General features: G+C 37.7%; 10 protein-coding genes. 9 read left to right on the forward strand and 1 reads right to left on the reverse strand.

The window, feature by feature from the left end:
* The 3 genes from tsaD to AB685_RS23270 all read left to right on the forward strand — a co-directional run.
* Positions 1-697, forward strand: a 697-nt coding sequence (gene tsaD, locus AB685_RS23260) for a tRNA (adenosine(37)-N6)-threonylcarbamoyltransferase complex transferase subunit TsaD (protein ID WP_047972960.1), incomplete at its 5' end; no start/stop codon positions are given.
* Positions 698-999: 302 nt separating this feature from the next.
* Positions 1,000-3,141: a hypothetical protein gene (locus AB685_RS23265; protein WP_047972961.1), complete on the forward strand. Its 2,142-nt coding sequence runs from the start codon at positions 1,000-1,002 to the stop codon at positions 3,139-3,141.
* Complete coding sequence (locus AB685_RS23270) at positions 3,125-3,538, forward strand: hypothetical protein (RefSeq protein WP_047972962.1); 414 nt, start codon at positions 3,125-3,127, stop codon at positions 3,536-3,538. Before AB685_RS23265 ends, AB685_RS23270 begins: the two co-directional genes overlap by 17 nt.
* 51 nt (positions 3,539-3,589) lie before the next feature.
* Here AB685_RS23270 and AB685_RS23275 read toward each other — a convergent pair whose 3' ends face one another.
* Positions 3,590-5,536, reverse strand: coding sequence for an ABC-F family ATP-binding cassette domain-containing protein (locus tag AB685_RS23275; RefSeq protein WP_047972963.1), 1,947 nt, complete (start codon positions 5,534-5,536; stop codon positions 3,590-3,592).
* Between the two features lie 237 nt (positions 5,537-5,773).
* Here AB685_RS23275 and AB685_RS23280 point away from each other — a divergent pair, with 237 nt between their 5' ends.
* From AB685_RS23280 to AB685_RS23300, 6 genes are all read left to right on the forward strand, one after another.
* Positions 5,774-6,409, forward strand: a complete 636-nt coding sequence (locus AB685_RS23280; RefSeq protein ID WP_047972964.1) for a redox-sensing transcriptional repressor Rex — start codon at positions 5,774-5,776, stop codon at positions 6,407-6,409.
* A gap of 31 nt (positions 6,410-6,440) precedes the next feature.
* Positions 6,441-6,623, forward strand: coding sequence for a twin-arginine translocase TatA/TatE family subunit (locus tag AB685_RS23285; protein WP_047972965.1), 183 nt, complete (start codon positions 6,441-6,443; stop codon positions 6,621-6,623).
* 17 nt (positions 6,624-6,640) lie between these two features.
* Positions 6,641-7,405, forward strand: a complete 765-nt coding sequence (gene tatC / locus AB685_RS23290; RefSeq protein WP_047972966.1) for a twin-arginine translocase subunit TatC — start codon at positions 6,641-6,643, stop codon at positions 7,403-7,405.
* A 135-nt stretch (positions 7,406-7,540) separates the two neighbouring features.
* Positions 7,541-7,708, forward strand: coding sequence for a Fur-regulated basic protein FbpA (locus AB685_RS30565; RefSeq protein WP_082153739.1), 168 nt, complete (start codon positions 7,541-7,543; stop codon positions 7,706-7,708).
* A 130-nt stretch (positions 7,709-7,838) separates the two neighbouring features.
* On the forward strand, positions 7,839-9,245 hold the full coding sequence (locus AB685_RS23295; protein WP_047972967.1) for an MDR family MFS transporter: 1,407 nt from the start codon (positions 7,839-7,841) through the stop codon (positions 9,243-9,245).
* Between the two features lie 209 nt (positions 9,246-9,454).
* Positions 9,455-9,658, forward strand: a 204-nt coding sequence (locus AB685_RS23300) for a cytochrome ubiquinol oxidase subunit I (RefSeq protein ID WP_047972968.1), incomplete at its 3' end; no start/stop codon positions are given.

A 9,658-nucleotide genomic window follows, 5' to 3' on the forward strand; every position in this document is an offset into this window, starting at 1 on the left:
CCTCCCTTTAATTGGAGTGCATCATATAGCAGGCCATATTTATGCAAATCAACTTGTCGACAAATTACAATTTCCTCTTCTTACATTGGTCGTATCAGGGGGACATACGGAGCTTGTTTATATGGAGAAAGACGGTTCATTTGAAATTATCGGTGAAACAAGGGACGATGCAGTCGGAGAAGCTTACGATAAAGTAGCTCGGACATTAGGTTTACCTTATCCTGGGGGACCTCATATTGATAAGCTGGCACATGAAGGAAAGCCAACCTATGATTTACCTCGAGCTTGGTTAGAGCAAGATAGTTTTGATTTTAGCTTTAGCGGTCTTAAATCTTCCGTTATTAATCACTTGCATAATAAGAAACAGCGTGGTGAGGAAGTTATACCTGAAGATCTTGCTGCTAGCTTTCAAGCGAGTGTTATAGAGGTCCTAGTAACCAAAACAAAAAAAGCCCAAGAACAGTATGGGGTTGCCCAAGTGCTGTTAGCAGGGGGAGTTGCTGCTAATAAAGGGCTTAGATCTGAACTGCAGCGAGTGTTTGAACCATCTGAGGTTGAATTATTAATTCCTCCATTAAACTTATGCACAGATAATGCTGCAATGATTGGAGCAGCCGCCAGTATAAAGTTTAAGCAAAAGAAGTTTGCAGCATATGATTTGAACGGAAATCCTGGGCTTGATTTAGAGAACCAATAGCTTTTAAATTTAAGGTTTAAAACCACTTACTGAAGCAAATGCTACCATTAAGTGGTTTTTTCTGTTTGTAAGCGATATCTATTTTTATCCACAGGATTTACTAACAAATATGTGGATAAAGGGGATAACTTTAAAAAAGATACGTTGTATTAAGGGTCAAGCTGTTATTAACTTCACTTGTGGGTAACTTGTGTATTAATGTGGATTTACACTTAAACCCTTTATTAATAGGGGTTTTGCCTGTGTATAAACCTGTGGATAGTGTGGATATGTCAGAAAATTAGACGAAAAGGCTGATTGTTATGTGGAAGAGAGTAAGTTGGTTATTACTAGTTATCGTTCTCCTTGTTCATATCCCAGTATCAGCGCACACAGACCCTAAGTTAACCATAATTCTTGTACCAAGTCTTTCTTTTGATGACGCTGAACTACTGTGGGAGCATGGAGAGAATCAACAGCTTTGGCAAAATGCCGCCTTAGGTGCCGTGAACGTTAAACCAGATGGCCCGTACTCCTATTTGAATAATATGGTAAGTTTGGGAAGTGGTGGGAGAGCGGTCGGTATCCAAGAATGGAACAGTTATGAAATAGATGAAATGGTCGACCAAAATGTAACTGCTAATCAATTATTTATGCAGTTAAATGGGGTTTCTGCTTCTTATGGATTGGTGCATCCACTATTTCACCGTTTAGTGAATAAAAATCAACAGTCAACACATCAAGCACAAATAGGGAGCCTCGGGGACTTATTAAACGAGGCGAATATTGATAGGTTTGTACTAGGTCACAGTGATACAAACCAGCAGAAGGTTAGATATGGGTCGCTACTAGCTATTGATTCAAAAGGAATAATAGATGGTGCGATTGCATCATCGGTTGAGAGTAATCAAAAATCAGCTTTTGGGATGCAGATGGACTCTGAACTACTTTATCAACAGTTCATCAACAAAGATGGATTACTTGTCATTGAATGGGGAGATCTTTATCGTTTGTATGAACAAAGAGTGTGGATGGATCAAAGTCATTTTAAAAAAGAGAGAATGCACCAATTAAAACGCTTAGAAGCATTTATCGCACGGCTTGTGAAGAAAGATAACGGAGAGATATGGCTACTCTCGCCAATGATGAATAAAGAAGCCTATGATAATAAGCAACAGTTAGCCCCTTTTTATATTTGGCACAAAGATWAAGGTGGGTATATCCATTCAGTTACGACAAATCAATCATTTCTTCTGAGCAATATTGATATTGTGCCATCAATCCTTTCTCACTTTGGGTTAGATGTACCATCTAAGTTACCCGGTAATAACATCATCATTAATGAACAGGAACAGCTTGATAAGGCAGTTGTCTTTGATCATGTAGACGAATTAACATTTATATACAAAACACGCGCAAACGTGCTTTCTACATATATCACGACCCTTGTATTGTTGTTAATAACAGCAGGAGGGTTAATGATTTTTAAAAGTCCTCAATTTCTTGGGCGCAATGCATTAAAAGTCATTATTCTATCTGCACTTTGCTCGCCCTTACATTTTTTGATAGGGGCAAAACTACTTATCCACACTGGGGTTGCTGGATTTGTTCTTTTTGTTTTAATCACTTCACTAGCTTGTGGATACTTAGTCAATCGTATGAGAACCTATTCAATTTCGATTATAGGAGGATTGTTATTTTTTTTCATTTCCTTAGATTTAGTACTAGGCACACCTTTCATGCAGCGCTCTTATCTTGGCTATGATCCTATTATTGGGGCAAGATATTATGGGATTGGAAATGAGTATGCTGGAGTATATATTATTGCTGGATTAGCATTTTTAAGCAGTGTAAATTCTTTGAAAAAAAGTTGGATTGTTTTATCTGTTAGTTTCGTTATGCTTATCCAACTTATACTGTTAGGGTACAGTGAGTTTGGTACCAATGCTGGGGCTACCATATCTGCGGGAATCGCCTACTCATTTTTCCTCTACCGGCTATTGAATTTGAGGCTTTCTTTTGTACGCGTGATTTTACTCGGAGTGATTTCAGTCTTATTGCTGTTTTTCTTTTTATATATGCTACAATTAACTGGAAACAAAAMACATATTGGGGAAGGGTTTAATCGTTTACTTGAAGGTGATTTCACCTACATTTTTAATACAATGGAGCGGAAGTTGACGATGAATTGGAAGATCTTCATGCATTCGAATTGGACACAATTATTTGTGACCAGTTATGTAGTTGTGATGGTCATGCTTTTTAGAAAGATATTATTAAAAAAGTGTCAGATCCATGCATTAATCCTCCAAACGGGAGTGACTGCATCAATTGCTCTGCTTTTATTAAATGATTCTGGAGTTGTCGCTGCGGCAACGTCGATGTTTTGTGTCGTATCTATTCATTATTATTGGTTGTTGGAACATAAGCAAAAAGGGGAGCATGAGATTGGAGAAAAAAATTAAACGAGCACGAATGCTACGTATAGGGGTGCTCGTCGTCTTAGCGGTTGGATTATTACTGGACTACTTTCCGCATTTGGTTAACGGTGGTTTAGGAGGTAGGGGAACCTTTTTCTTACTATTAGTAGGTTTTGGTTTTGCTGTGGCAGCTGAAGTAATGATCCCASGTGATAAAAGAAGAAGACAAGGAATACCAATATGGGAGCATGATTTGTTTTTTATTTTTTATGTGATTGGTTTAATTGCTCTTTTCACCTACTTTGGTGGAGAATCTCAAGTTGGTTTAAGCATCACTCATCCTGTATTATGGATTTTTGTTGTCTACGCGTTTATCAAATGGAATCTTGATCGTAAGTCTAGACCACAAGATGAAGAAGAAGAGATCAGAAAAAAAAATTAAAAGATCAAAGGCATTCACTAAATGAATGCCTTTGATCTTTTTTATGATTTCTTATTCTGATTGCAATTCTTCCCATTCTGCCATTAACTGCTCAATTGAACGTTTGTGGTGATCTATTTCTTGTTGAATCGATTGGGCTTGTTCATGGTCTGAGTAAATCTCAGGATCACATAGTGCTTCCTCTTGTGTCGCAAGGTTTGTTTCGAGATCTTCAATCTTTGTCTCGATTTCTTCAATACGACGTAAGCGTTGACGCTCTTGACGTTTTGCTTCTTTATCAAGTGCAAATGATTGTTTGTCCGTTTTTCCTTGAGTAGGGTCAGAAGCTTGTGAAGGTGAATGTACTTGTTCTTCTTTTTCTTTTAACAAAAGCCTCTGACGATTTTCTTCTTTTTTCTCTAGGTAATAATCATAGTCACCTAAATAWTCAGTTACTTGTCCATTGTCTAATTCACATACTCTTGTAGCAAGGCGATTTAGGAAATAGCGATCATGTGAAACGAAAAGAAGAGTACCAGGATAGTTGATTAAAGCTGCTTCAAGCACTTCTTTTGCATCAAGGTCTAAATGGTTTGTTGGCTCATCTAGTATCAGTAAATTTGCTTTTTGCATCATTAATTTTGCTAAAGCAAGACGAGCTTTCTCTCCTCCACTTAAAGCTGATACAGGCTTTAAAACATCATCGCCAGAAAAGAGAAAGTTACCAAGAACGGTTCTGATTTCTTTTTCAGGTAGCAATGTATGGTCATCCCATAATTCGTGAAGGACTAATTTATTCGATTTTAACTTTGCTTGTTCTTGGTCATAATAGCCAACCACAACGTTGCTTCCAAATCGAATTGTCCCATTTGTATAAGGAATTTGTTTCGAAATGGCTTTTAAAATGGTTGATTTACCAGCGCCGTTTGGACCGATCAAGGCGACACTTTCCTCCCGATTCAAATCAAGTTTAAGATTAGAGAAAATAGCCTCTTCGCCGTACTGTACTTCTAAATTGTCAATGCGTAAAACTTCATTTCCGCTTTGTCGTTCAATTTGAAAAGAGAAAGAAGCCGATTTTTCATCTCCTTCAGGTCGGTCAAGTCTATTCATTTTTTCAAGTTGCTTACGACGACTTTGCGCCCTTTTAGTAGTAGACGCACGAGCAATATTGCGCTGAACGAAATCTTCTAATTTAGCGACTTCACCTTGCTGTTTTTCATATTGCTTTTTCTCAAGCTCATAGCGCTTTGCTTTTTCTTCTAAATAGTGAGTGTAATTACCAACATATTTTCTAGAATGTGCACGTGAAATTTCAACAACTTGTGTCACAATCTTATCAWGAAAATAACGGTCATGAGAAACAATAAGGATGGCACCTGGATAACCTTGAAGATATTGCTCAAGCCATGTTAGCGTTTCAATATCGAGATGATTTGTAGGTTCATCTAAAATAAGTAAGTCTGGTCTCGTTAATAGGAGCTTCYCTAAAGCAAGCCTTGTTTTTTGCCCCCCACTTAGTGTTGAGATATGTGTATTATAATCGAATGAATCAAAATGAAGCCCTGAAAGAACACTTCTAATATCGGCTTCGTATTGATAGCCACCCTTATCCTTAAAATCCAACTGCAACTGATCATATTCTGCTAATAATTTATTGTAATTTGTATCGTTGTTTAATAGATCTGGGTCCGACATTTTCTGTTCCATTTCTCTAAGTCTTTTTTCCATTTTCATAAGAGGGGTAAAGACGGTGAGCATCTCTTCCCAAATAGAAAGGCCGGATTCCAGGCCTGTATCCTGGGCGAGATAACCCATCTCAACATCTTTAGGACGGATAATATCCCCACTATCGAACGAGAGCTGACCTGCAATTGTCTTTAAGAGAGTTGATTTTCCGGCTCCGTTTCTGCCTACTAGTGCTACACGGTCGCCAGTTTGTACTTCTAGTTTAATGTTTGATAAAATCGGTTCTGCACCGAATGATTTTGAAAGGTTTACACATTGTAATAAAATCATGGGGTATCCCTCAATCCTTACATATCAGTAGTTTTCTTCGTTAAGTGTAACGTATATAGGATTAATCAACAACTTATTGACGAGTAGGTAAAACGATTACATTATAGTGTAAATGGTGTACAATGAGACTAATGTTTGTCTTATTTTGAAAAAGAATGACTTATTAGAACTACTCATACAGTGCTTATGGACCATAGATCGTTTAAACAGAGACGCTAGGAGAGGAGGGGATTTTAATTGAAACCAGAACAAGCAAAAATTCCTCAAGCAACAGCAAAACGATTGCCACTCTATTACCGCTTTTTAGAGAACCTACATGCATCAGGCAAGCAGCGTGTTTCATCAACTGAACTAAGTGAAGCAGTGAAAGTAGATTCAGCAACGATTCGTAGAGACTTTTCGTATTTCGGAGCTCTTGGTAAGAAAGGGTATGGCTACAATGTCAATTATTTACTTTCTTTCTTTAGAGAAACACTGGACCAGAATGAATTAACAAAAGTGATATTAGTTGGGGTGGGAAACTTGGGGACTGCTTTTCTCCATTACAACTTCTCAAAAAATAACAATACCCAAATCGAGATGGCTTTTGATGTCGATGATTCAAAAATTGGCACGGAAGTAGGCGGAGTACAAATTTACAATCTTGACGATTTAGAGAACATTTTAGATCCAGAAGTAACTGTAGCCATCCTCACAGTGCCTTCTCAAGCAGCGCAAAAGATTGCTGATCGACTTGTAGATGCAGGTATTAAAGGGATTTTGAACTTYACTCCAGCAAGGTTATCAGTTCCAGATTCAGTTAGAGTTCATCATATAGATTTATCCGTAGAATTACAGGCATTGGTTTATTTTTTGAAGCATTATCCGTTATAATAAGAGTAGATTGGACAAGGAGGTGCTACCTATGGGTTTAGGTGCAGGAAGTATTGTTATTATTGGACTTGTCGCATTGTTGATTTTTGGACCAAAGAAGCTGCCAGAGCTTGGGAAGGCAGCAGGAAATACATTGCGTGAATTTAAAAACGCCACAAAAGGCTTGGCTGACGAAGAGGACGATAAAAAGAAAACAACTAAAGATCAAGCTTAAGCAGGAAGGGTTTATAAATGGAAGCACGTGATATGTCGGTAATGGACCATATTGGAGAGTTGCGACGTCGGATTATGATCGTCGTTGTATTCTTTCTGATTGCGCTCATTGCCGGTTTCTTTTTAGCCACACCGTTAATTACGTATTTACAAAATGCACCAACTGCGCAAGACTTACCGATGAATGCTTTTAAGATGACAGATTCTATAAGAATATTTATGACATTTGCCTTTGCAAGTGCTCTGATTATCATTTTCCCTGTAATCTTGTATCAATTATGGGCGTTCATTCGTCCTGGTTTACATGAGAATGAACAAAAAGCGACTCTAGCTTATATTCCTATTGCTTTTATTTTATTTCTAACGGGAATTGCTTTTTCTTATTTCATTTTATTTCCGTTTATCATTCAGTTTATGAGTGATTTAGCAGAGAGATTGAATATAACAGAGCAGTATGGAATTAATGAGTACTTTTCTTTCTTATTCCAAATTACGTTACCTTTTGGATTGTTGTTTCAATTACCAGTAGTGGTCATGTTTTTAACTAGATTAGGTCTGATCACTCCATCTTTCTTATCGAGCGTGCGAAAATTGGCTTACTTTTTATTACTAGTCATCGCCGGCTTTATTACACCTCCTGAGCTATTAAGTCATTTGATGGTTACTTTGCCTTTGTTATTCTTATATGAATTTAGCATCTGGGTATCAAGGATAACGTATCGTAAGGTATTACGAGCTCAGCGTTTAATGGAAGAAGAGGAAAAAAATCAACATAAGAAGTAGGTCAAGCTGTTAAGCGTTTTTCGCTTAACAGCTTTTTTTGTAGACTTGCGATAATTTTACATAACAATTGCTGATTGAATTTGTTTAATCAAACGTTTAATTGGGAACTAAACAAGTGGAGAAAGGAGGAAAATCATGAATAGGGCAACAAGTACTACAGAACAATTAAAGGATAATTTAATTGAAAAAATAATCGCTTTTGGTGTATATAAAGTTCAAGGTCGTCAATTATTTGAGTTAACATTACAAGAAATTGAACGAGTTTATCAATCTTTAAAACAACGCCAAAATCAACATATATAAGAACGTGGCGAAAAGCTCAACGGATGTGACTTTAAAAAAGTAGTATCTGTGGGGCTTTTTTGATTTATCAATCGATCATTCATGCTATGATAAAAGAAAATCTTTCGATAGACGAAATGGTGTGTATATTATGGGGAAACTATCTAGCAAGTGGATGGTGGTAATAGCCGTACTTCTTGGTTCATTCACCATGATTTTAAATAATAGTATGTTAAACCCGGCGATTCCTAAATTGATGGAAGTATTTGATTCAGATGCAGTAAGTACTGGGTGGGTCATTACTATCTTCATGGTAACAATGGGAATGACTGTTCCTGTAACGGGATATCTAGGTGATCGATTCGGTAAAAAAAAGCTGTATTGTATCGGGCTTGCTATTTTTGTATTAGGTTCCGTCCTCGGTTCTTTTTCTTGGAATCTTTCATCGTTAATCATCTTTCGTGGTCTCCAAGGGAKTGGTGGAGGCATTATGATGCCACTTTCAATGGCCCTTATCTTTGAGGCCTTCCCAAGAAATGAGCGAGGAATGGCTACAGGAGTATGGGRAATCGCGGCAATGATGGCTCCTACGATTGGACCAACGGTTGGTGGCATTCTGCTTGAGACCACAAGTTGGCATTACTTGTTTTGGTGCAACGTTCCGATTGGCTTACTTGGCTTATGGTTTGCCTTTAAATATCTGCCAATGACTGCTTCTAATAAAAAGGTTCATTTTGATTTATGGGGGTTTGTAACTGTAACAGCAGGAGTGGGGGCCATACTTCTCGCTTTAGGTAGAATGTCAGAACTTGCTCACTTATTGATGCCTCTTAATATTGGACTCGTATTCTCGGGTGTGATTCTACTCATTTCATTTATTGAAATTGAAAAGCGCGTCGATCAGCCTTTACTTGATTTATCTCTATTCCGTGTACCAGCCTATACATATAGTGTCATTATAGCTGGTACAACTTCGATTAGTTTATTCGCAGGGATCTTTTTAATTCCATTGTTGATTCAACAAGTGTATGGTCTAAGTGCGATTATGACGGGACTTATCTTCCTCCCTTCTGCTTTATTAACGGGTTTATTTATGACGATAGGTGGGAGAATCTTGGATCGAAAAGGCGCAGGTGGCATCGTGACAACAGGACTTCTTATCCTTTCAATTGGAACATTTGCTTTAGGATTTCTTACTTTAGAAACGTCGCTTCTGTTTATCTTTACTATGATGGCCATTAGAGGGGTTGGAACTGGTTTTAGTACTATGCCAGCGACCACAACTGGCATGAATGCAATACCGGATCGATTGATTTCAAGGGGCTCAGCCATGAATAATGTGATGCGCCAAATGAGTTCAGCGTTAGGGATTGTTTTTATTTCTATATATTATGAGGTGAGACGGGGCCAACTGGTTGGTGCGATCTCGATTGAAGAGGCAAGTCTTAAAGCGATTAATGAAGGGTTTATTGTAGTGGGTCTCATCACAGCTTTATCGATTCCTGCCGCCTATTTTCTAGAAAAGAGTTCTAAGAAAGAACTTGAAAAAGCTTCATAGAAGATGAGAAAAAGACTAGAAATAATTGGTCTTTTTCTCATAGATTTGATATTGTGATTAATTTCACATAGTTGTCATAAAAAGATAGGTTTCGACCTTTGTCATTATGGTAATGTGTAATCATATACCTTTTAAAAAAGATAATGAAGTATGTGAATGATTGAGCAAACACGCAGATAAATGTTCGTTTTAATTGGGGAGGGAATAGGATGTTTGAATACGATCCGGTCTTATATAGTCGTATTTTGACGGGACTGACTTTAGGTTATCACGTTATTTTTGCGACGATTGGGGTGGGTATACCACTATTAATTGCTCTTGCTGAGTGGATAGGGATAAAAAGAAATGATGAACACTACCGTTTGCTTGCTAGACGGTGGGCACGTGGGTTTGTCATTACGGTTGCTATAGGT

The organism is Bacillus sp. LL01, assembly GCF_001037965.1.